Genomic DNA, 20620 nt, shown 5'->3' on the forward strand with positions numbered 1-20620 from the left:
ACGCTATTGGATGCTTCGCCGATCAGTCCTGCGTCGGGCAGTCCTGCGTCGGGCCGCCCCGGCACGGCCGACTACCCGCACGACTAGGCGATTTGCTCGATCTGCCAATACTCCAACACCACGGGCGTGCTTCGTCCGAAGATGCTTATGACGACGGTCACCCGACCGTTGGCCTCATCGATCGACGAGACTTCTCCCTCGAAGGTTGCGAAGGGGCCGTCGTTGATCTTCACGCGGTCGCCGACATTGCAACCGATCTTCAATCGGGGCGCCTCTTGGGCCTTTTCTTCCGCCGCCTTGGCGAGAATTCGGCTGACTTCGTGCGGGAGCATGGGCGTGGGTCGCCCGATCGCCCCGGTAAAGTCTCCGATGCCGGGCGTCTCCCGCACCAGAAACCACGCATCCTCCGTCAAGGACATCTGTACCACGATATAGCCGGGATACAGCTTCCGACGAATGACTTTCTTTCGCCCGCCCTTGAACTCCGTCACTTTTTCGACCGGGACGATGATGTCGCCGAAGAGATCCTCCATTCCGGCGATCTTGATTCTCCGCAACAGCGCCTCGCGAACGGTATCCTCTCGGTTCGTTTGAACCTTCAGGATGTACCATTCCTTGGGAGGAATCTCCTCATCTCCGGCTCGATCTTCGTTCCGCGATCCCGACTCGGCCGCGTGCTCGGGGGCTTGCTTGGCAGCGCCTTTCCCGGTCCGCTCTTCGATCGGCTCCCCGCCGGCGTCGGGTCGCGACGGCAATTCGGCCTCGCCGGACTCCGGCACCGGATCCGCCTGAGGCTCGTTTCCTTCCAGGTTGGACGGGTATTCGGGGTCCACGGCCATCAAATCCAATCAACCTATCGAGTTCCAATCTCCCGCAAACCTGATCCGAGGCTCCTGCTGAGGAAGGGAAAGCCGATCAGAGGGGATCGACCGTGGTCAGGCGGGAACTTTGTATTGTAACGCTTCCAGAAGCCTTCCGCAAACCCCGCCGCCGATTATTTTCGACTTCTTCCGTGTTGGACACCCCGGCGGCTTATCGCCGCCGATCGGACCTGCGCGCCGCACGCCGTGGTCAGGAGATCACGCCGTGGTCAGTAGATATTGAGCCACCCGAAAAAGCTTCGCCAAAACAAATCGTAAAAGGTCAAGATCAGGGCCAGGCTGAAAATCACCACGAGGACCACGACACAACCGCGAATCAGTTCGGTCCTTTTCGGCCAAGACACCTTTCGCATCTCGGCTTCCACGGAGATCAAGAAATCGGCGACCTCGGGGACGTTCATCAGGCGGAATGCGATCCAGGCACCCGCCGCAATCAACAGGGCGGGCAGACCGAACTGCCACTCCAGCGCCAGCCCCCACGCACCCAAGGTCAGCCCCAATCGCCACGCCCCGAAAACGACGATCACCACGATCGCGGCGAACGTCGCCTGCCGGACAACGCGTCCCTGGTTCCGCTTGTAGAGCGTCGTACGGAACAGTTCTTGGAATAGGGCGTTCACGCCGTAGTTCTTTCGATTGCTGGCGACCTGAAGCATGAGAGGCCTACTCGCCACGAATTCGGAGGACCGCGGGACCTTGATCGGCACCCATCCCGGTCCGAATATCAACAGGGGCGGAGAGACTCGAACTCCCAACCGCTGGTTTTGGAGACCAGTGCTCTACCAATTGAGCTACACCCCTACCCCCAATTCAGGAGCATACCCGGCGGACGGCGAAGCCTTGTTCTGCGGTTCGTCCGGGCACTTCATTGTGACGGCGCGACGGCCCGGTCGTCAAGGCGAGTCGGGCGGCATCATCACAAAGACTTCGGATTCCGGGCCGGCGATCACCGCTACTTGAGCACCTTGGTGACCACGCCGGAGCCTACCGTGCGTCCGCCTTCACGGATGGCGAACCGCAAGTTCTCTTGCATGGCCACGGGGGCGATCAGCGTTACCTTGATCTTGACGTTTTCGCCGGGCAAGCACATTTCGGCCCCGCCCAGCAGGCTCATTTCGCCCGTCACGTCGGTGGTGCGGAAGTAGAACTGCGGACGGTATCCGGCGAAGATCGGAGTGTGCCGGCCGCCTTCCTCCTTCGAGAGGATGTACACCTCGGCCTCGAACTCGGTGTGCGGCGTGATGGAGCCGGGCTTAGCCAAAACCTGACCGCGCTCGATTTCATCGCGCTTGACGCCGCGGAGCAGGCAGCCCACGTTGTCGCCGGCGATCCCTTCCTCCAGCGTCTTGTTGAACATTTCCACGCTGGTACAGACGGTCTTGCGAGATTCGCGAGAGAAACCGACGATTTCGACTTCGTCGCCGGGCTTGATGACGCCCTGCTCGATACGGCCGGTCGCCACGGTTCCACGACCTTCGATGGAGAAGACGTCTTCGACCGCCATCAGGAACGGCTTGTCGACCGCCCGGGTCGGCTCGGGGATATAGCTGTCGATCGCATCCATCAGCTCTTGAATGCACTTGTTCTTTTCCGGATCTTCCGGATTCTGGTAGGCACCCAGAGCGTTGCCGCGAATGATCGGCACCTCGTCGCCGGGGAAGTCGTACTTGTTCAGCAGATCCCGAAGCTCCATCTCGACCAAGTCGAGCAACTCGGGGTCGTCCACCAGGTCCACCTTGTTGAGGAAGACCACGATGGCCGGCACGTTGACTTGCCGCGCGAGCAGAACGTGTTCCCGCGTTTGAGGCATGGGACCGTCCGCAGCGGAGACCACGAGGATGGCACCGTCCATCTGAGCCGCGCCGGTGATCATGTTCTTGATGAAGTCGGCGTGACCCGGGCAGTCGATGTGGGCATAGTGTCGATTCTCGGTCTCGTATTCCACGTGCGCCACGTGAATCGTCACCGTCTTGGTGGCGTCGCGGACGGTACCGCCCTTGGCGATGTCGGCGTACGACTTGAAGTTGGCCAAGCCCTTCTTCGACTGGACCGCCAAGATCGCTCCGGTGAGGGTCGTCTTGCCGTGGTCGATGTGACCGATGGTGCCCACGTTCACGTGGGGCTTCGAGCGAACAAATACGTCCTTAGCCATTCGTCCTAAGTCTCCGTGCTGTAGATAAAGCGGATACTTTGATGCTGCCTGGCTCGCCGCCGGCCTACCGAGTCCAAGAGCTGCTGATGGGACTTGAACCCATGACCTCGTCCTTACCAAGGACGCGCTCTACCGGCTGAGCTACAGCAGCGACCGATTCCTTTGTGTCCTCGCCGGCACCCCTTCGCGAACCGTATCTTGCGACGCCGGCCTGTATTGGTTTTCCCGTGCTTCGGTCCGCCGAAACCCGCGCCGCGCACCTTCGAAACCATGAACCGCCGAAAGGAGCGGGTGAGGGGAGTCGAACCCCCGTCAATAGCTTGGAAGGCTACTGCTCTACCGTTGAGCTACACCCGCCCGGCCCGGAGGAAATGCCTTCCGCCTCGCGCCGATCTCAGCTTGACGGGAAAACAACACTACCGGCGCCCTTCCCAACGGGAAAAGCGCATATTGTCCCATCTTGCGCGGGCGTGTCAAGCTCCACCGATCTCCAGCGAATCGATGTTCAGCGTCCCAATGGGGGGTGCAGGATTCGAACCTGCGAAGGCAGTGCCATCAGATTTACAGTCTGACCCCTTTGACCGCTCGGGAAACCCCCCGATCATGCCTCATCACCCACTATCCGGTTCGCACACCGGCGGGGTGTCGGCCGTCCGATTTCCCATCCGTCTTCCGCTCAATCCACGCTAGAGCTAACGGTGGGACTCGAACCCACAACCTGCTGATTACAAGTCAGCCGCTCTGCCAATTGAGCTACGCTAGCGGAGTGGGTCTCCATCGGAACCGATAAGTATATCGAAAGATACCCTCCGCTTGCAAGGCGTCCGGTGCACAGGAGCCACAAGCCTACCAAAAAGAGGGGGTGCCCGTCCGTATTGCGGCATGGTGTTCGGCTTGCGGCAGCCCATCGAACCGGCGCGCTAGATAAATCGGATCGAGCTTGCGGCGGGACGACGCGCTTCGGGGCCGCGCGAATGTGCTATTCGTCTCGCTTTACGGAATCTCTGCGGGGGCTTCCGCCGCGTATTCGGCGAACTTCTCGGCAATGCCGGCTTCGTCGGCTCGGCCACGATGGAGAATCAGTCGGTAGCGCAACACGATCGACTCGCCCTCTGCCAGCCGATACGAACCATCGACGTCTTGACGCCCCTCGAAGTCGTGCCACCCAAACGGGTTGGCCGCGAACAAACCGTACGTGCGAACGTGCCAATGGGTGGGAAACCGGAAGGACGTTGGGTGGTTGAGCACCGCGATTCCCACGATCGAGTCCGCAATCGGGCCCGAGTAATCGACCCAGGCCGCCCGCTTACCCCACGCCTCGGCATCGGCTTTGCCGTCACTGTTGACGATGCGGCCGCCCTTTTTCGTATCAACGCGGAGGGTCTCGGCGACTCGAATACCGAACGTCCCCTCTTTGGTATCGCCGAAGACCACGGGTCCGGCCGAAGCCGTCAGGCGGATATCGAAATCGAGGATTCGCAAGTCTTCCGTCGCAGCAAACCGCAACCGCCGGGTGTCGCTGAGGACCGGCTTTCCCTCCGCGGTCAACCAGTCGTTGCGGGTCACAACGACGGCGTCCGCGCCCCCGCGAACCTGGACATATTCCCGATGCTTGATGACGCCGCGTCCCGGCGCCTCTTCCCAGAAGCTCAAACCGTTGACGTCGCCGTGCGTGAACCACAGGGATCGCTGGTGCGGGTGGTCGCGGGTCTCGTCCGGCGTATTCGCCATCGGATAGTCCCTTGTTACGGGCTGATCCGTCGGCCCGATCAAGGGCCACACGATCGGTTTCGGTCCCAGATCGATCCGATACTCGGCGAAAGGTTTGCCGTCCACGGTGATGGTGACGCCGCGCTCGGTTCGCTCCGCGGTGATTTCGGCGGATGCCGATGGGAAGAACCCCAGATACGCACAATAGACCGTCGGAAGCCCGAGTGCGAGTGCGAAAAAGCGTCGTCTTTGCAGGTTGCCGGACATCATTGCAAGTCTCCCAGTTGTAGTCGCGGCGTTCATCGGCCGAAGCGAGACGCCCCTGCCGATCGTCCTTCACCGTAGGCCATTGCAATGCTGCGACGTGGGTGTTGAACGGGCCGCTCGACGGTTTCGCCGTCGTCCCACGGTCGCTGAACCAACGGCGTCGATCGGTCGGCGGCGAATCGGTGCCGCTAAATCCGCCCTCATGGTAGTCAGCGCGGCGGCGGGATTCCAGCCGTGGCACGAACGAGCCTGGGGATTCCATGCCCGGGCCGGCGGAAATCCGGCAGTGCGGGCCGGCTTTCGTTGCGATCCGGGACGCCGGACGCTGCTTTCACAACCCGGCCTCCGTCTCGGCGATCCAGCCCCGGATTTCCCTGGGGCTTTCCAGTTCGCGAAGGCGAGGCAAGAAGCCGGGCACGGTAAGGATACGGCTTAACCGCGCCAGGGTGCGGAGATGGCTTCGCTCCTCGACCGAGCAGATGAGGAAGAAGCAGTCCGTCAACACGCCGCTTTCACTGCCGAACGGAATGCCGCTCATCGTTCGCCCAAAACCGATAAAGGCTTGGCCCAGAATGTTGGGCAACGGTCGCCGCGGGTGAAGCAGGGCGACGCCGTTTTCCAGGGCCGTTGGATGCATTTCCTCGCGTGCCAGAACGGCCTCCCGCATCGCCTCCGGATCCCATAGCCATCCGGTGCGCGCCGCCGCGTCGATCATTGCCCGGACCACGGAATTCCGCGTCCGCGCCGCCAAGGGCACCTGAATCGCCTCCAGCGGGATCAATTCGGCAATGCGGATTTCTCCGGAGCCGGCGCGGCGGTCACGCAGTTGCGACTCCATCGCCACCAGGTCTTCGTCGTCGGTCAACAGTCCGATCCGCTGTTCCAGCCAAAGGTGAATCTCGGACGGCGAGAATCGCCACTGACCGCCCACCTTTCGTCCGGGAATCTTGCCGCGGTCGGCCAGCCGGAGCACTTGCTGCGGCGTCAAGTGCAGATACTCCGCCAGGCCGTCGATGTCGTAATCTCCGCCGTTCATGGGACGCCGTTTTTTCTCACCGAATCTAACGAACCGGCAGGATGCCGTGGTAACGGAAATGATCGCCGAATCGCGTATCCGCAATAGTAATTGTTCATTCTAACCGAGGGCAACCGACCCGCGGGGGCGACCGGCATGGCAAGGGGGGAAGACATGGGCACCAAGTTTGAGTCGACACGCGCGACTGGTCGCGGGGGCTTGCCCGCTCCCCGCCTCACGGAACTTCCAATCCCACGGTCGATTCGCTCGTTGAACCTTGTGCGAGCTGCTTGACGACATCGAAACCGCAGGCGTCCACCGCGTCCGTTGCCGAATTGGCCAGTATCACCAAACCGACTTGCGTCTCGGGATCGAAGCCTACGAAGGAGTGATAGCCTCCCGTCTGACCGTTGTGCCACAGGATGCCGTCCTGCACCAGAATGTGCCAACCCAGGGCAATGCCGAGCGTCTTCGAGACGGTTCCGCGGCGCCGATGCGTGAGGAGTAGGGCTTTGGGAAAGGGTGTCGAGTCCGGATTGAGTTGGGTATCCACGAACCGGAGGAGATCATTCACCGTGGATCGCAACCCGCCCGCCCCGGTAAGAACCGGAATATCCCAGTCCGGCACCGGCACTCCCGCCCCGCGGTGTCCCTTGGCCGAGCTCCGTTGCCGTCCGTCGCGGAACGTCACGGCCGTATCTTGCAGACCCAGCGGCCGGCAAATCCGTTGTTCCACCAGCGTTTCGTAGTCTTCCTCGGCGTGCAGAGCGAGCACGTGGCCCAGCAGACCGACGCCGAAATTGCTGTAGCGGTACTCTTTGCCCGGCGGCGCGAGCAGTTCGGCGGAGCGCACCGCGGCGTAAAGCCGTTGCGTCGTGTAATGGGCATAGGGGTTGTTGGGCCAAAGCACCAGGTCCGGCGCCAAATTGCTCGGCAGACGAGGCAAGCCGGAAGTATGCGTCGCCAGGTCTACCAGCCGGATCGGCTCCCCGTCGTGATCGGGTAATCGGGTGTCGGTCGGCAGCAAATCATTGACGGGCGTCTCGAGGCTCAGTCGCCCCTCCTCGACCAACTGCGCCAGGATCAGGCAAGTAAAGACCTTCGTCACCGAGCCGATCTCGAACACGGTATTCTCATCGGGGACGTCCTCGCCGGCTCTCTCGGTCCGACCGAATCCGAATACCGAGCGTCCCTGCGGTGTGATCCACCCCGCCGCGATTCCCACGACTTCGCCGTCGCGAACCAAACGCTCGATTCGGTCGCGGCAGGTCTTTTCCCATGTGCCGGGCTCTTCGCCGCGACACGGAATCGCGATGATCGAGAAGAACAATGCCGGGCCGATGATCAGTCGGCGTATCCGGTTTGCAAAGGGCGAAGATTGCTGTTGCGTCATCGGCTTGGTTACCGGCGAGCTTGCCGGCGGTATTCGAGTCTTGCCGCGGTCCGGTTTCACCGCCCCGGGGGCAGAAACGGGCTGCGACCGTCTCGCGTTCGTCCTAGCGGCGACACCCTTGCCGCGTCGCAAGGCCCGAGCGGCACCCTGCATGTTACGTCACCGCGCCGACAACCGACAGATGGGGCGGCGACTCCGTCGCGAAACGGAGGCTTTGGTTCTTTGTGGGGCGGATACCCGGTCATTTTCGCTTGTGAAAAAGGGGCGGACTCGCTACGCTTTGGGGTGACCTCATCGGCGCAAGGGCGGCGGATGGTGGCGAGTCACGGTCTCTCTGGCGAGGAGTCTGGCGGATGAGTTTCAACGACACGATGGGCCGAGAGGATGAATTCAGCCAAGACGTCTCATTGCCGCGACGGCGGCATACTTCAGGTTGCGGTTGCGCTACGGCGATCCTTGCTGCGATCGGTCTGGCTGTGGTATTGCTGATCTTGTTGTGCGCGGGCATCCTCTTGGGAGTCGGGGTCTTTGGGATGCGGGCGTTGCCGCCCTATCAGATCGCCCTCAAGAAGGTGCAAGACGACCCTCAAGTGCGCGAAAGACTGGGAGAACCCATCGAATCCGCCTCGTGGATTCCGTTGGGGAGCTTCAAAGTGGAAAACGATTCCGGCAGTGCCAACCTGACGTTCAAGGTGAGCGGCCCCAAGGGCAAGGCCGAAGTCAACGTCATCGCCAGGATGATCGCCGGAAAATGGGGGTTGACGACGCTTACCGTCACCTATCCTGACGGTACCCGGCAGGAACTGGACGTCTCCGACACGGGAGACGACGAAATGGATGCTCCCAAGTGGACGGCGGGGGCGGGTGCCGCTCCCCAGGGTGACGGCGTCGATGCCGCCGCGCCGCCCGATTCTAATCAAAAAGAGGAGGACGCCGCGCCGGGACCGGAACTCAACCTGGAGGTGCCCGCGATCCCCGGCAACGGTTCGTGACCCTCCGGTTCGTTCGCAGGGACCGAAGTTCAATCGGCGGCGACCGTTGCGGGCAGATATTGCCGCTTCCGGAAATCTCGGCCGATGCGTAGCGGCGATGCGCCCCCTAGGTCGGCTCTATCGTCCATCCGCATCGGGATAGAGCCGGCGGAGCGTTTCCCGATACATGCTCTCGTATTGCGGGGCGGTGCGACGCCACGACCAATCTTGCAGCATGCCGTTACGGACCAACCGGTACCACGTGTCGGGATCGTGATAGACCTCGCAGGCGCGGCGGAGTACGGCCGACAGCGACTCGCCGTCCTCGCCGGAGAACCGGAATCCGTTGGCGGAGCCGTCCGCCAATGTTTCGGGCGTGTAGTCGGTGATCGTATCGGCGAGACCGCCGATCTCGCGCACGACGGGCACGGTCCCGTATTTCAGGGCTTGAAGCTGGGTCAAGCCGCAAGGTTCGAAACGGCTGGGCATCAGGAACATATCCGCCCCGGCCTGGATTCTGCGAGCCAGGGCCTCGGAATGCTCGAGACGCACGCAGAGCTTGTTGGGATAAGCTCGCGCCAAATCGAGCAGTTGTTGTTCCACGGCCGGCTCACCCTTGCCCAGAATCACCCATTGGGCGTTTTCCCCAGCAAGCCAGTGCGGCAAAACCCCGGTCAGGAGATCGGAGCCTTTTTGGTAGGTCAGTCGCGAGACGATCCCTACCAGGGGAGTTCGGGGATCGTCCGGCAGCCCCATTTCCGCCTGAAGGGCCGCCTTGCAGCGGGGCTTTCCTTCGCGGACCGTATCGGCGTCGTAATTCCGCGCGATTTCGGGATCCGTGGCGGGGTTCCACACGCTGTAGTCGATGCCGTTGAGAATGCCTCGCAGCACGTCGCGACGGGAGCGAAGCACTCCGTCCAAGCCGCAGCCGAATTGCGGCGTCTGGATTTCCTCGGCATACCGCGGACTGACGGTGTTGATGGCGTCCGAGAAGACGAATCCGCACTTGAGGAAGTTCAGTTTGCCGTAGAACTCCATTTGCTGCCAATTGAAGTAGCTCCAATCCAAGCCGGTCAACAGCATGTCCCAGTGCCAAAACTCGCCCTGAAAGGCCATGTTGTGGACCGTGAACACGCATGCCGTCCGTTGGAACTCGGGGGCGTGGGCGTACAGCGTCCGGCGATAGACCGGTACCAATCCGGTTTGCCAATCGTTCGCGTGGAGGATGTCGGGGCGGAAGTCCAGCAGCCGCGCCGCCTCCATCACCGCCCGGCAGAAAAAAACGAACCGCTCGCAGTTGTCGGCGTAATCCTGGCCGTGAACCGTGTACAACTCGTCCCGATCGTAGTAGTAATCCTGCCGAACGAAATAGTACGTCACGCCGGGGACCTCACCGGGCCATTCCAGCAATTGGCCGGAGACCGTCTTGCTTCCCACCGGCACGATGAACTCCAGCGCCAGGGACCGGATGGGTTTTCCCGCGCACCAAACCGCGCGATACGCCGGGATGATGACGCCGACTTCGTGCCCCAACTCTGCCAACGCGTACGGCAAGGTACCGCAGACGTCGGCTAGTCCGCCGGTCTTGGCGAAGGGCACCGCTTCACTACTGGCCAGTAAGATTCTCACGAAGACCCCCTTTTCCCTGGGAGGAGGACGATCAGGCATGGGCCGGGGCCGCACGGAGTACGGACCGCGATGTCTCCACCTGTCCGCCTTTCCTCCCGTTTGCTTCCTTAGGATTGCAATCCCATCTCCCACTAGGGGGGTGGGTCCATTCGCTAAGAGTCCCGAATGATTGTGTGTTGGCTTATCACAAAAGTTTAGCTTGCATTTTTCAGCCCGCAGAGGAGTCCGTACTTAAGTCGGGAGTAGCGATGCAGTACCTCCATGGGGCGGGTCAGGACAACGCCTGTGGGTTGCGTCCCTTATCCCCAAGGCCGCGTTGGTTTCAGCCCCTTGTCTTGCATAGGATTTCAAAGGCACCTTGGCCGCAGGCATGCGGGTACTGCCGCATCTGCACGACATTTGAAAGGCATTTGCAACATGGAAAACGCTTGGCTTAAAAAGAAGTGTGTGCCCTGCGAGGGGGGCATCCCCGCAATGACTCGGGAAGAGGCGGAACGCGCCTTGGCCGATTTATCGGGTTGGAGTCTCAGCGAGGACGGCCGGGCCATCCGCAAAGAGTGGTTGGTCCGCGACTTCGCCGAGGCCGTCCGGTTTTTCCAGGAGGTGGCGGAGTTGGCCGAGGCCGAAGGGCATCATCCCGACCTGCATTTGGAAAAGTACCGGCGCGTGACAATCGTGCTTTGGACCCACGCGGTGGGCGGGCTGTCCGAAAACGATTTCATCCTTGCGGCGAAAATCGACCGCATTCCGGTTGCCCTGAAGCAAGAGACGCCGGTGACCTAAAGCCAAAAAAACACCACCAGCTCACGCTGGTGGCTCGCTTGTTTCCCCACCACCAGCTTACGCTGGTGGCTCGCTTGTTTCCCCACCACCAGCTTACGCTGGTGGCTCAGGTATTATCCTACCACCAGCTTACGCTGGTGGCTCGGGATCAGTCGCGGCGATCAGTTCATTACTGATTCGAATACGTCTCGCCGCCGGCCTTGGAACCTAGCGCACCCCAAACGCCGTACAGACTGGTACCAGCCATGGTCTGCGTCACTCCGGTGGCCAGATTACCGGTGTTGATCGTGTTACTGACAAACCGCACGGAGCCGTCGACGAAGACGCAGTTGACACCGCCGGGGTGCCGGCTGGTCGGAGGCAAGGCCAAGTGCACTTGGTCCCCGTAGTTCGAAGCGTCCTCCGTACACGCGGGGGCGTTGGGCGGAAGCACCGTGTTGATGCCCACGTACATCGGCTGGCCGTCCGTCCACGCCTGTCCCCACCTGCCTTGTACGCCGGTTCCTGCAACAAAATACTTGCCGTCCGTCGTGGCGAAACACACGCTGGGAGTGGCGCGCAGCCCGGCCACTCCGATTGCGACGGCCATGACGTGCTCCACCTGACGGGCGGCGACGGTAACCGGACCGGGGCTTCCGCGGGGGCTCCTCTGCTCACACAGGCGCTCGCTCATGGCGATGGTGTTGCTGGTGCCGTCCGTGACGTCGGCCATGCTGTAGCAGCGCACGCGAGCGAACATGCCGCGAACGTCCTGGGCGTCGCGGATGTTTTCGATTTGGTCGCCGATGCTGAATCCGTAGGAGTTGTACCGGCCGCGCTTGTCGGGATAGCCGTTGTCGGACGGGCAGAGCAAGGCATCGGGAGCATCGTTCCAGACGGACCAACCTTGCCATCCTCGCGGCCCGTGCGGGGCCACCGGCGTGCCGCCGTTGGTCGTGCCCGTGGGATCACCCGCCGCGATCAGGTCGTACATCGCCCGCTGTTCAATGAACGGCAGGATGGGAATGAAACCGGACTTGCGGGTTCCGTTGCCGTCCCAGTTACCGGTGAAGCCGGGCCAGCCGGTCCCCGTTCCACCCTTGCGATACGGGAAAACGAGATTGATGTCGTGATAATTCTGTAGTGCCAGCCCCAATTGCTTCAGATTGTTGGTGCACTGCGAGCGCCGCGCCGCCTCACGGGCAGCCTGCACGGCCGGCAGAAGCAACGCGATCAAAATGCCGATGATCGCAATCACAACCAGCAGCTCCACCAAGGTGAAGCCGCGCGCCGCTGATGGACGCCTGCGCGTCTGAAAGACATGCCGGACCATAGCACAACCTCCTTTTTTCCCTTTTTCCGAAAAGATGAGAAGCAATTATGTGCGCCGGTCATCACCCCCAAAAAACCTATCTCGGTTCCCGTCGGCAACAGACAAGGCCGAACATTGGACCGGCGGACGTGCGACGAGAGCAGCTTGGCGTGGGGCCCAAACGCGATCGAGACACCTCCTTTCTAGAAAAAATCTTTGGGGGCCCGACGCCTCCTGCTCCCCAGTTTCGCTAGAAAGCGATTTTACAGATTGACGTCCGGAATGCAAGCATTTTGTTGGCCTGTATGTCAAAAAATATATAGTTGGCGGCTCATATTTATGTAGCCACGCAGCCATCCCAGGCCGCTCAACCATCCCAAACCTCCGGATCGTCCCGGCGGCTCTATCGTGCCGGCGGCTTGCGTTCGTTCCCCAAGGAGCTTCCTCCGGTAGCTCGGTTTTCCGCGGTTGGCATCCGTGATGACGGCCCTAGAAGGCAAATCTCTTGGAATATAGGTAAAATAAATGATTTCCGTGGAGTTGATGCACGATGAGCGTTTCGCGCTGACGATGAGGTGATAAGGGCTTTGAGGCTTCCTTTTTCGATCGGATTGGGCGACTGCGGCGGGATTTGACTTGACGCATGCGACAAGTGGAACCAAAGCCTGACCGAACGCCGTGACGACCGTAGCTCGGGCGGTTCGATGGGGTCATCCTTTTCCAATTCCGGCGACGTGCAACCTCGCGGCCACGGGCAACCATCGGGGGCCCGCGGTCGAGGCGTGGACGCGGAACCCCTGGCAGTACCCGTCTCGCACGGCGAACTCCGCCGCTGGATGATTCTCGACCAATTGCCCTTGGCGCTCGATCTGTTGCCGTCTCGCGGACATCCGCTGGGAATGTTTCTGACGGGCGGCGCTGCCATTTCCATTTTGGTAGGGTTGTTTCTCGGCCTGGGAGCCGAACATCCTTCTTGGCGTGCCGAATCTCTTCATGCCTTTACTTTGGAAGGTCCCGGCAACGTGGCCAGTTGGTTCTCCACCTTGGTGCTGACGGCCGCCGGTCTGTGTTGCGTTATCGTTTGGTGGCTGGAAGGAATCGCCGAGGACGAAGACGTCTCCCCATCCAAGGCATGGTTACTGGGTGCCCTGTTTTGCTGCTTGATGGGACTGGACGAGTCCGTCGGTCTGCACACGCTTTTGACCGAAGTTCTGGCGGCACGTGCCGAACGGTGGGGCGACGTCTCCCCGCAACACGTTTGGATGGTTCTTTACGGGGTGGCTTGGGTTGCCTTCGGTCTTCGCGTTTTCCCTTTGATGGCAGGCCGGCGATCCCTCTTGGCGATCCTACTGCTGATGGGTGCGGCGGGGGCCTATTTGCTCTCGGCGCTGGTCCAAGCCGTTCCGCGGCTTCCCCTCCCCGCCTTTCCCGACCGCGAACTCTGGGAAGAGGTGCCGGAGCTGGCGGGGCACTGGTTGGTGTTGATGGGCTTCACTTGTCACGCTCAGCGTTTACTGCGCGGGTTATTGCGCGATGACCATGGTTCGGAGTCCGCCCAGGATGCCGATGCCCGGCTCAGCGCGTTCCGGGAACTCCTCCAGCGGCGGAATGAGGACGTGCCGCAGGCCGCCGATTCGCGGGAGTTTTCCGATGACGCCGATGCCGCATGGGAGCGCGGCGACTTTTTGATTATCCATCCGCCGCACGGGCGGAATCGCAGCCGAGCCGTGAATCGCGTCATTCGGAGGCGGACCGCCGCGACCGGGCGGACCAAGCGATCGGATTTGGATCCGCCCGTCATCGTGGCTCCGGTCATTCCGCCCTCGCCCTCATTTAGCAATGCGGCGGTGCAACCAACCATGCCGGCCGCATCAGCGGGCAATGCCGGCGGATTGAACGCCTTCTTGGCAGGAATGGCGTACGCCGAAACGCAGCGAGCGACGGCCCAACTACAAAATCCTCCCGCCGGTTTCCAATCCCCGCCGCAGGCCGCCGCCTGGGGAAATCAAGGCGGGAATGCCTTGAATTACGGCTGGAATCCCGGGCAGACCGCTGTTGCCCCAGCGTCGACAAGCCCGCAAGTCAGCGGCGTCGGCTCGCCGGGGCATCCCGCCCCCAACGCCCAATCGCCACGGTCGAACGTGGGTTTCGGTTATGGCGACAACCTCTATGCCGCAAACGTGACACACGGAGCGCGAACGGAATCGGCGGCGTCGCCGGTTCCGAATACGGCCCCGCAGGGAGGGAACTCATTCCCGGCCGATCCGGTCTCGCAGATTTCCACGAACGGAGGAAACGCCGGCTCGGCGTTAGGCAATTCCAGTATGCCCGGCACCGGCAATTCCGACCCCTCACCCGCGGTCGTCAACCGGAAACTGACGAAAGAGGAGAAAAAGCGGCTGCGGGAGCTGTATGAGCGAAGGCTTGCGCAGCAGGGGCAATCCGTCGGCGGCTAATGGCCCGAGACACCGGCCGCTTCCTCTCGGCTCGGACGATTGGGAAGGATCGTTACGTCGCGCGTGGTCGCCGCACGATTCCCGATGTGCAAGTCACGGTGCCGTCCCTCGAATCGAGAACCAATCGTCCGTGGACGTCGATTCCGCGGCACGAGCCGGTGAGAACGCGGTCTCCGACTTCAATTTCCAGCGTGCGACCTTTTTGCAGGCACAGCGCGTCCGCCCGGGCCGCGATTTGAGCGGTGGACTGCCCCAGCAGATTGCGCAGACCGAGGAGGATGCCCTCCAGGATGTCGCCGCGATCCAGCGGGCTGCCGACCAGGTCGATGATCGAGACGACGTGATTTCGGAGTTCCGCCGGGGCGTCCGACGAGCGATTGTTGACATTCACTCCGATTCCCACGACGCATCGGCCGTTGGCGACGGTTTCGACGAGCGTTCCACTGAGTTTGCGGCTTCCGACGAACACATCGTTCGGCCAGCATATTCCGAGCGGAAGGCCTGGGGGCACCAGGGGGCGTGCGGCGTCGCAAACGGCGATCCCGGCCGCTAGGGCCGAGACCATGGAATGGAGCGGACCTGTGCCCGGATCCTCGGGCTCGGCGTCCCGGGGGGAATGGGGGGAATATGGTGCAGCGAGGGCATCCTCGGCAGGGACCGGCTGGGAGCGGCCGTCGAACTCGGCAACGGCAAGGGAGCGAAGATCGTAGATCACGCTGAAGGCCAAGCTTCCAGGCCCGGTCCACCAGCGATTGGCGCCGCGGCCGCGCCCGGCCGTCTGATGCTCGGCCACCACGAGATATGGTGTCGCCAAGTCCGGCTGCCGGGCCAACTCCTTGGCGTGGTCGTTGGTCGAAGTCAGCTCTTGCAAGTGCTCGGCGGCCGCAACGAGGGACTTGTCCACGAATCGCGCGACATCCAACAAATCGGCCATGAGTTTTCCGCCTTTGACTATTCTCCCTTGACGCTCCCATCGTCGTTTGTTACTCCACCGCATCCCGTATTGTTGCGCCGCGCAAGCCCGTAAGGCATCGGGGGGCAACCTGCGGCTTCATTCGTGCCGGTCGCAGAAGGCGGCCCCGGGAGCGGCCGTGACTGGTGACTGCTCGCCGGGGGAGAAAACCCGCGGGGCGAAGCGGCGTGGGACTGGAGGGGAACGAATGTCAAGGAAGCGAAAGCCTGGGCCATGAGTCCATTTTGTTCCTGCCGAGAAGATCGCTGGGTGCCCTGCCTCGCCGCGGTTGCGGCAGCCGTCCTTGCGTCGGCGGGAGCCTGGAGGGAATCGTACGCGCAACGCGTCCGTTTTCCGACGACGTCGGTCAACAGCTCGCAAGACGCGGGCGACGCGTACGGGAGCAGCGGCTCGGTTTATCAGCGCTCCCCGACGGGCACCACCGGGTCGGCGGCTCCGAGCTACGCTTCACCCGGCGTCCCGGGATACGGCTCGACGACGACTGCCCCCACGACCGGTGCGTACGCTGCTCCGACGTACTCCGCGCCCGGGACCGCCGCGGGAACGCCGTACATGCCGGGCGGCACGTCGGCCGTGCCGTCGCCGTGGGATAGCCCGCCGCCGACATCTCCACCGCCTTACAGCCCAGGGACCGGGGCGTCGGCGATCCCGCCGCCCAACTACCCGGCGGGTTCCGTGCCCTATTACGCTCCGGGAGGACCGACCGTGGCACCAGGTCCGGGGGCGCCTTACGCCGCGACGGGCGTCCCACCGCCGAGCTGGGACCCTTACGCAACCCCGGGCACAGGCCCGTCCTCCGTGTTCCCTCAGGGAGGGATTTTCCCAGGACTGCAAACCAACGATTTCGTCAACTCCGCCATCAAGTTCCGGGAGGCGGTCGGCTTTCGCTACACCTACATTCCCAACAGTTCTCACTTGGGTGTGAACGACCTGGACTTGTTTGCCACCTTCGCGTTTCCGTTCTTGCGAACGGACGGCCCTCCGCTTCGCGTCACGCCCGGATTTACGTTCCATTGGTGGAGCGGCCCGGAGTCCACGCTCGATCCGGCGTCACCGGACATGCCGCCCACTACTTACGACGCCTATCTCGACGCGGCCTGGGAGCCGAGCATTACGCCGGTGTTGGGAGGGGAATTGGATTTCCGGATCGGCGTGTACAGCGACTTTCGTAAAATCACCAGCGACAGCCTGCGATTTCAAGGACGGGGTCTCGTGAGCCTTGCCTTGACGCCGAACTGGAAGATCAAGGGAGGCGTCATGTTCTTGGATCGTGTGCGGGTCAAGACGCTCCCGACCGGCGGGGCGATCTGGGTGGACAACCCGAACGACCCCTCTATGGAAATCTCAATTCTGTTCCCGAACCCACGATTCGCCATGCGAATTCCGCAGGCCTCTTCGGCCGATTGGTGGTGGTACGTCCGCGGGGACTACGGGGGAGGTTCCTGGACCATCAAGCGAACCAGCGGCATCAACGTAGGGGCCGCCGAACAGGTGGATTACAACGACATTCGGCTGGCCACGGGATTGGAGTTTTATCGATTACGCGGCTTCCGCGGGTACGCCGAGCTGGGAATCAGTTTTTCGCGCGAGCTGGTCTACGAGGCCGGTTTCACCGATCAAGTGAAGCCGAGCAGCGCCCTGTTCTTCGGCGGCGGTTTGGCATTTTGATCGCACACGAGCGGCATGCGCCGTGCCGTGCGGGTTTGCGAATGGGGGCAAGGTTCGGCGTGCGGGAGAATGCGTTCACCCGCCCCAATTGCCGTCCTTGCGACCGGCGCCATGCACAGAACGCGTACTGCCGCCAGAACCGGTAGCAATCGATCACGAGGCCGCGGTCCGGCAAGAAATCCGCCCCCTTCGGCGGGAATAGCATCCCAGGTCGCGAAAGTTGACTGCTAGAATACAGTAAGCCCCGCGCACGACTGCAGGCTTCGACGATTGCGGACCGGCCATGCCCGGGCAACGGCGAACCACGGGCGACATGCGACGAATCGGCCATGAGCAGCGAACAATCGTTGGATCCCCAACTCATCGAACAGACGCGGATGCACATCCGCACGCTGGTCAATGAGATTACGCAACTATCCCGGTCGGACTTGAGTCCGGAGGAGTACTCGGCCGAATTCCTTCCCCGCGTGGTCTCTGCGTTGGCGGCGGCGGGCGGCGTTTTCTGGTTGTCGGAAGGCCAAAACCGTTTGGTGCTGGCCTATCAGATGAATCTTCAGGACACGCGGCTGACGGAGAGCGAGGAATCGCAACAACGGCATGCGCGGCTGCTGCAAAAAGTCTTGACTGCCGGGGAGCCGACGCTGGTATTGCCGCGCAGCGGCACCGGAGAGACCAACGGCGAGGCCAACCCCACCGACTTTCTCTTGGTTTTGGGACCCGTGCGGACGGAGACGGAGACCTTCGGCCTGGTCGAAGTCTTTCAACGGCCGGATGCGCCCGCCCCCGCCCAAAAAGGCTACCTGCGATTCGTGACGCAGATGTGCGAGTTGGCGGGCGACTACTTCAAGTCGCGGCAACTCCGCAGCCTTTCCGATCGTCAGGTCCTTTGGTCGAAGCTGGAAGAGTTCACGCGCTTGATCCACGCCGGCCTCGACCCTCGGGAAACGGCGTACGTTCTGGCCAACGAGGCACGCCGCCTCATCGAATGCGATCGCGTCAGCGTGGCGATTCGCCGGGGAACGGATTGCGTGATCGAAGCGATCAGCGGCCAAGACGTGGTGAACAAGCGGTCGAACACGGTTCGACTGTTGAACGGGCTTTGCCGCGTCGTCGCGCGGGGCCGAGAACCGGTCTGGTACTGCGGGGACACCTCGAACTTGGCGCCTCAAATTGAGGACGCCCTTCAGGAATACGTCGATGAATCGCAATCCAAGACGGTGATCGTTTTGCCGCTCAGCCGGCCCACGCCGCCTCCGGAGGACGAGGCGGACGTGGATCGGCCGAAGGACCCGCTGCCGCCCGTCGGCGCTCTGGTCGTCGAACAGATCGAAGACAGCCGCATCACTCCGCAGCTCCGCCGCCGCGTGGAAGTCGTGGCGGCACACGCCGCCCTGGCCCTCGCCAACGCCGTGGAGCACAACGAAGTCTTCCTCATGCCGTTGTGGCGGCGAATCGGGAAATCGCGGGTGTTGGTGCAAGCCCGGATGCTGCCCAAGACGGTCCTGGTCCTGGCGGCGTTGATCGCCGCGGCGGCGTTTTTGGCTTTCTTTCCCTGGCCCTTCAAGCTCCATGCCCGGGGTACCCTCGAACCGGTCGAACGCCGCGATGTCTTCGCCGGCATCGACGGCGTGGTGGAGCAGGTTTTCGTTCGTCACGGGCAGCGCGTCCGCCAAGGCGAGGAATTGCTGCGGCTTCGCAACTCGGAATTGAAGCAGAGCATCTTGGAGATCGGGGGACAGCTCGCCGCGAACCAAAAACAGATCGCCACGATTCTCAAAGAGCTGGCGGAAAACCGCATGCTCACCACCCAGGATCGCAATCGGCTATCCGGGGAAAGGGCGGAATTGGAAGCCAAACAGATCAGCTTGTTGGCGCAAAAAGCCGTCCTGGAGGAAAGGGCCAAGGAACTGACCGTCCTGAGTCCCCGCGACGGCGAGATCGTCACGTGGGATGTATACAATCGGCTGATCAACCGCCCGGTCAATCGAGGCCAGGTGCTTCTCCGAGTCGCGGATACGACCGGCGATTGGGAGCTGGAAATGCACATGCCCGAGGACCGGATGGGAGAAATCGCCCTGGCGCGGCAGGCCGTCCGCGAAAAGAATGCGAACGACGACCTGGAAGTAGAATACGTGCTGGCTACGGATCCGGGCCGCGTGCGGCGGGGGAAGATCAAAGAGGTTTATATCTCGGCCGAGGTCATGGGTGAGGAAGGCAACGTCGTTCTCATCAAGGTGGGTGTGGACAAGAGCGATTTTACGCCCGAGCAATTGCGACCCGGAGCCGGCGTGAGCGGCAAGGTCCTGTGCGGCACGCGGCCCGTGGGATATGTGTGGTTCCGAGATTTGGTGGCCTTTATCCGTACCCGGGTGCTGTTCACCCTGTGGTGAAAGGGCCGGCGGTCGAAGCCCGGCGGTCGTGGTAAGCCGTCCAACGCCGAAGCCGCAGCGGCCCGACCGGGAAGGCATCGGACGGCGGCGCCGGCGTTCGCCGGGCGGAACACGAGGGGATCGAATCGAATCTATGCAAACGGCGCTGATCGCACTAAGTATCGCCTTGATCGTGCTGGGGCCGGAGAGCAGAGCCGCGGAAAATGCGTCCGCCGTCGTGGTCACGGGCTGCCCCGTTTCCTTGATCGACGAAAGCCAGGTGCCGGCTCGCTCCGCCGGCCAACTCATCGAGATCAACGTCGTGGAGGGCCGAACCGTCAAGCCGGGCGACCTTCTGGCGAAGATCGACGACGCCGTCGTGCTCCGCAACAAGGATGTGAAGCAGTATCAGCTCCAGGCGGCCGAAAAAGAGGCCGGCAACGACGTCAACGTCCGCTACGCCAAATGGGCCAACATGGTGGCCGACGCCGAGTACCAGCAGGCCGTCGAGGCCAATCAACAGGCGACGGGCGCCGTTCCGCAGGCCGAGTTGCGACGCCTGCTCCTGGAACGCGGCAAGACGGCGCTGGCGATCGAGCAGGCCCAGCACGATTTGGAGATTTCGAGCTTGAACGTCAACGTTCGCCGCGCCGAATTGCAGGCCGTCGAGCAAGAATTGGAAATGTATCGAATCGTCGCGCCCATCGAGGGCGTGGTGGTCAAACGCTTCTTTCATCAAGGAGAATGGGTCAAGCCGGGCGACACCGTTTTTCGCATCGTGCGGATGGATCGGCTACGCGTAGAGGCGATGCTTAGCGCCGAGAAATACACGGCCGCACAATTGGACCGCGCGCGAGCCGTGCTTTCGGTGCGACTGCCGCCGGGAGTGGAGCGATCCTTCGAGGGACAAGTCGTTTTCGTCAGTCCGCTGGTGGATGTGGGGATGGAGTTCCCCGTCTGGGCCGAGGTCGAGAACGTCCGCGACGAGAAGAGCGGCCAGTGGCTCCTCCGGCCGGGGCTGAGCGGTACGCTCACGATTCACCCCAATCCGTAGCGGCGTCG

General features: G+C 62.4%; 16 protein-coding genes and 5 tRNA genes. 7 read left to right on the forward strand and 14 right to left on the reverse strand.

What is annotated here, in order from left to right:
- Nucleotides 1-83: 83 nt before the first annotated feature.
- From nusG to ACZ5B4_RS16515, 11 genes are all read right to left on the reverse strand, one after another.
- Nucleotides 84-833, reverse strand: coding sequence for a transcription termination/antitermination protein NusG (gene nusG, locus ACZ5B4_RS16465; RefSeq protein WP_464912320.1), 750 nt, complete (start codon nucleotides 831-833; stop codon nucleotides 84-86).
- Nucleotides 834-1090: 257 nt separating this feature from the next.
- On the reverse strand, nucleotides 1091-1537 hold the full coding sequence (gene secE, locus ACZ5B4_RS16470) for a preprotein translocase subunit SecE (RefSeq protein ID WP_464912321.1): 447 nt from the start codon (nucleotides 1535-1537) through the stop codon (nucleotides 1091-1093).
- 72 nt (nucleotides 1538-1609) lie between these two features.
- Nucleotides 1610-1682: transfer RNA gene (locus tag ACZ5B4_RS16475), tRNA-Trp, on the reverse strand.
- A 151-nt stretch (nucleotides 1683-1833) separates the two neighbouring features.
- Nucleotides 1834-3033 carry an elongation factor Tu gene (tuf, locus tag ACZ5B4_RS16480; RefSeq protein WP_464912322.1) on the reverse strand — a complete coding sequence of 400 codons (1200 nt, stop codon included), beginning with the start codon at nucleotides 3031-3033 and terminating at the stop codon, nucleotides 1834-1836.
- 78 nt (nucleotides 3034-3111) lie between these two features.
- Nucleotides 3112-3184 (reverse strand) — tRNA-Thr (locus ACZ5B4_RS16485).
- A 135-nt stretch (nucleotides 3185-3319) separates the two neighbouring features.
- Nucleotides 3320-3390: transfer RNA gene (locus tag ACZ5B4_RS16490), tRNA-Gly, on the reverse strand.
- 160 nt (nucleotides 3391-3550) lie between these two features.
- Nucleotides 3551-3632: transfer RNA gene (locus ACZ5B4_RS16495), tRNA-Tyr, on the reverse strand.
- A gap of 91 nt (nucleotides 3633-3723) precedes the next feature.
- A tRNA-Thr gene (locus ACZ5B4_RS16500) sits at nucleotides 3724-3796 on the reverse strand.
- Nucleotides 3797-4026: 230 nt separating this feature from the next.
- Nucleotides 4027-5013, reverse strand: a complete 987-nt coding sequence (locus ACZ5B4_RS16505) for a DUF6807 domain-containing protein (protein WP_464912323.1) — start codon at nucleotides 5011-5013, stop codon at nucleotides 4027-4029.
- A gap of 328 nt (nucleotides 5014-5341) precedes the next feature.
- Nucleotides 5342-6046, reverse strand: a complete 705-nt coding sequence (locus tag ACZ5B4_RS16510) for a PTS sugar transporter subunit IIA (RefSeq protein WP_464912324.1) — start codon at nucleotides 6044-6046, stop codon at nucleotides 5342-5344.
- 214 nt (nucleotides 6047-6260) lie between these two features.
- The gene (locus ACZ5B4_RS16515; protein WP_464912325.1) at nucleotides 6261-7418 is read right to left on the reverse strand and encodes a serine hydrolase domain-containing protein; all 1158 of its coding nucleotides are present in this window, start codon (nucleotides 7416-7418) and stop codon (nucleotides 6261-6263) included.
- A gap of 353 nt (nucleotides 7419-7771) precedes the next feature.
- Between ACZ5B4_RS16515 and ACZ5B4_RS16520 the strand changes: the two genes are divergently transcribed.
- Nucleotides 7772-8410 (forward strand): cytochrome c oxidase assembly factor Coa1 family protein, encoded by a 639-nt coding sequence (locus tag ACZ5B4_RS16520; protein ID WP_464912326.1) that lies wholly within the window; start codon nucleotides 7772-7774, stop codon nucleotides 8408-8410.
- 117 nt (nucleotides 8411-8527) lie between these two features.
- On the opposite strand, the gene glgA is transcribed toward ACZ5B4_RS16520, so the two are convergent.
- Nucleotides 8528-10018, reverse strand: a complete 1491-nt coding sequence (gene glgA, locus ACZ5B4_RS16525) for a glycogen synthase GlgA (protein WP_464912327.1) — start codon at nucleotides 10016-10018, stop codon at nucleotides 8528-8530.
- A 417-nt stretch (nucleotides 10019-10435) separates the two neighbouring features.
- Between glgA and ACZ5B4_RS16530 the strand changes: the two genes are divergently transcribed.
- Together ACZ5B4_RS16530 and ACZ5B4_RS16535 are read left to right on the forward strand one after the other, a co-directional pair.
- Nucleotides 10436-10801, forward strand: coding sequence for a 4a-hydroxytetrahydrobiopterin dehydratase (locus ACZ5B4_RS16530; RefSeq protein WP_464912328.1), 366 nt, complete (start codon nucleotides 10436-10438; stop codon nucleotides 10799-10801).
- 29 nt (nucleotides 10802-10830) lie between these two features.
- Nucleotides 10831-10977 carry a hypothetical protein gene (locus ACZ5B4_RS16535; RefSeq protein WP_464912329.1) on the forward strand — a complete coding sequence of 49 codons (147 nt, stop codon included), beginning with the start codon at nucleotides 10831-10833 and terminating at the stop codon, nucleotides 10975-10977.
- On the opposite strand, the gene ACZ5B4_RS16540 is transcribed toward ACZ5B4_RS16535, so the two are convergent.
- A complete protein-coding gene (locus ACZ5B4_RS16540; protein ID WP_464912330.1) occupies nucleotides 10971-12113 on the reverse strand; it encodes a DUF1559 domain-containing protein in 1143 nt (380 codons plus the stop codon). The two genes, ACZ5B4_RS16535 and ACZ5B4_RS16540, sit on opposite strands and share 7 nt — an antisense overlap.
- Before the next feature lie 761 nt (nucleotides 12114-12874).
- Here ACZ5B4_RS16540 and ACZ5B4_RS16545 point away from each other — a divergent pair.
- Nucleotides 12875-14548 carry an MFS transporter gene (locus ACZ5B4_RS16545; protein WP_464912331.1) on the forward strand — a complete coding sequence of 558 codons (1674 nt, stop codon included), beginning with the start codon at nucleotides 12875-12877 and terminating at the stop codon, nucleotides 14546-14548.
- A 52-nt stretch (nucleotides 14549-14600) separates the two neighbouring features.
- On the opposite strand, the gene ACZ5B4_RS16550 is transcribed toward ACZ5B4_RS16545, so the two are convergent.
- Entirely contained in the window at nucleotides 14601-15482 is an 882-nt protein-coding gene (locus tag ACZ5B4_RS16550; RefSeq protein ID WP_464912332.1) for a biotin--[acetyl-CoA-carboxylase] ligase, read from the reverse strand.
- 252 nt (nucleotides 15483-15734) lie between these two features.
- Here ACZ5B4_RS16550 and ACZ5B4_RS16555 point away from each other — a divergent pair, with 252 nt between their 5' ends.
- From ACZ5B4_RS16555 to ACZ5B4_RS16565, 3 genes are all read left to right on the forward strand, one after another.
- Nucleotides 15735-17189 (forward strand): hypothetical protein, encoded by a 1455-nt coding sequence (locus ACZ5B4_RS16555; protein WP_464912333.1) that lies wholly within the window; start codon nucleotides 15735-15737, stop codon nucleotides 17187-17189.
- 329 nt (nucleotides 17190-17518) lie between these two features.
- A complete protein-coding gene (locus ACZ5B4_RS16560) occupies nucleotides 17519-19579 on the forward strand; it encodes an efflux RND transporter periplasmic adaptor subunit (RefSeq protein WP_464912334.1) in 2061 nt (686 codons plus the stop codon).
- Nucleotides 19580-19712: 133 nt separating this feature from the next.
- On the forward strand, nucleotides 19713-20612 hold the full coding sequence (locus ACZ5B4_RS16565; RefSeq protein ID WP_464912335.1) for an efflux RND transporter periplasmic adaptor subunit: 900 nt from the start codon (nucleotides 19713-19715) through the stop codon (nucleotides 20610-20612).
- Nucleotides 20613-20620: the final 8 nt, after the last annotated feature.

This window comes from Thermogutta hypogea, assembly GCF_055386265.1.

Excerpts from the sequence above, each read along its gene's own strand:
- ACZ5B4_RS16505 (WP_464912323.1), bottom strand. The coding sequence starts at position 5,013 with ATGATGTCCGGCAACCTGCAAAGACGACGCTTTTTCGCACTCGCACTC.
- ACZ5B4_RS16560 (WP_464912334.1), top strand. The coding sequence starts at position 17,519 with ATGAGCAGCGAACAATCGTTGGATCCCCAACTCATCGAACAGACGCGG.
- ACZ5B4_RS16565 (WP_464912335.1), top strand. The coding sequence starts at position 19,713 with ATGCAAACGGCGCTGATCGCACTAAGTATCGCCTTGATCGTGCTGGGG.
- ACZ5B4_RS16550 (WP_464912332.1), bottom strand. The coding sequence starts at position 15,482 with ATGGCCGATTTGTTGGATGTCGCGCGATTCGTGGACAAGTCCCTCGTT.
- ACZ5B4_RS16555 (WP_464912333.1), top strand. The coding sequence starts at position 15,735 with ATGAGTCCATTTTGTTCCTGCCGAGAAGATCGCTGGGTGCCCTGCCTC.
- ACZ5B4_RS16510 (WP_464912324.1), bottom strand. The coding sequence starts at position 6,046 with ATGAACGGCGGAGATTACGACATCGACGGCCTGGCGGAGTATCTGCAC.
- ACZ5B4_RS16520 (WP_464912326.1), top strand. The coding sequence starts at position 7,772 with ATGAGTTTCAACGACACGATGGGCCGAGAGGATGAATTCAGCCAAGAC.
- ACZ5B4_RS16515 (WP_464912325.1), bottom strand. The coding sequence starts at position 7,418 with ATGACGCAACAGCAATCTTCGCCCTTTGCAAACCGGATACGCCGACTG.
- secE (WP_464912321.1), bottom strand. The coding sequence starts at position 1,537 with ATGCTTCAGGTCGCCAGCAATCGAAAGAACTACGGCGTGAACGCCCTA.
- ACZ5B4_RS16540 (WP_464912330.1), bottom strand. The coding sequence starts at position 12,113 with ATGGTCCGGCATGTCTTTCAGACGCGCAGGCGTCCATCAGCGGCGCGC.
- ACZ5B4_RS16530 (WP_464912328.1), top strand. The coding sequence starts at position 10,436 with ATGGAAAACGCTTGGCTTAAAAAGAAGTGTGTGCCCTGCGAGGGGGGC.
- tuf (WP_464912322.1), bottom strand. The coding sequence starts at position 3,033 with ATGGCTAAGGACGTATTTGTTCGCTCGAAGCCCCACGTGAACGTGGGC.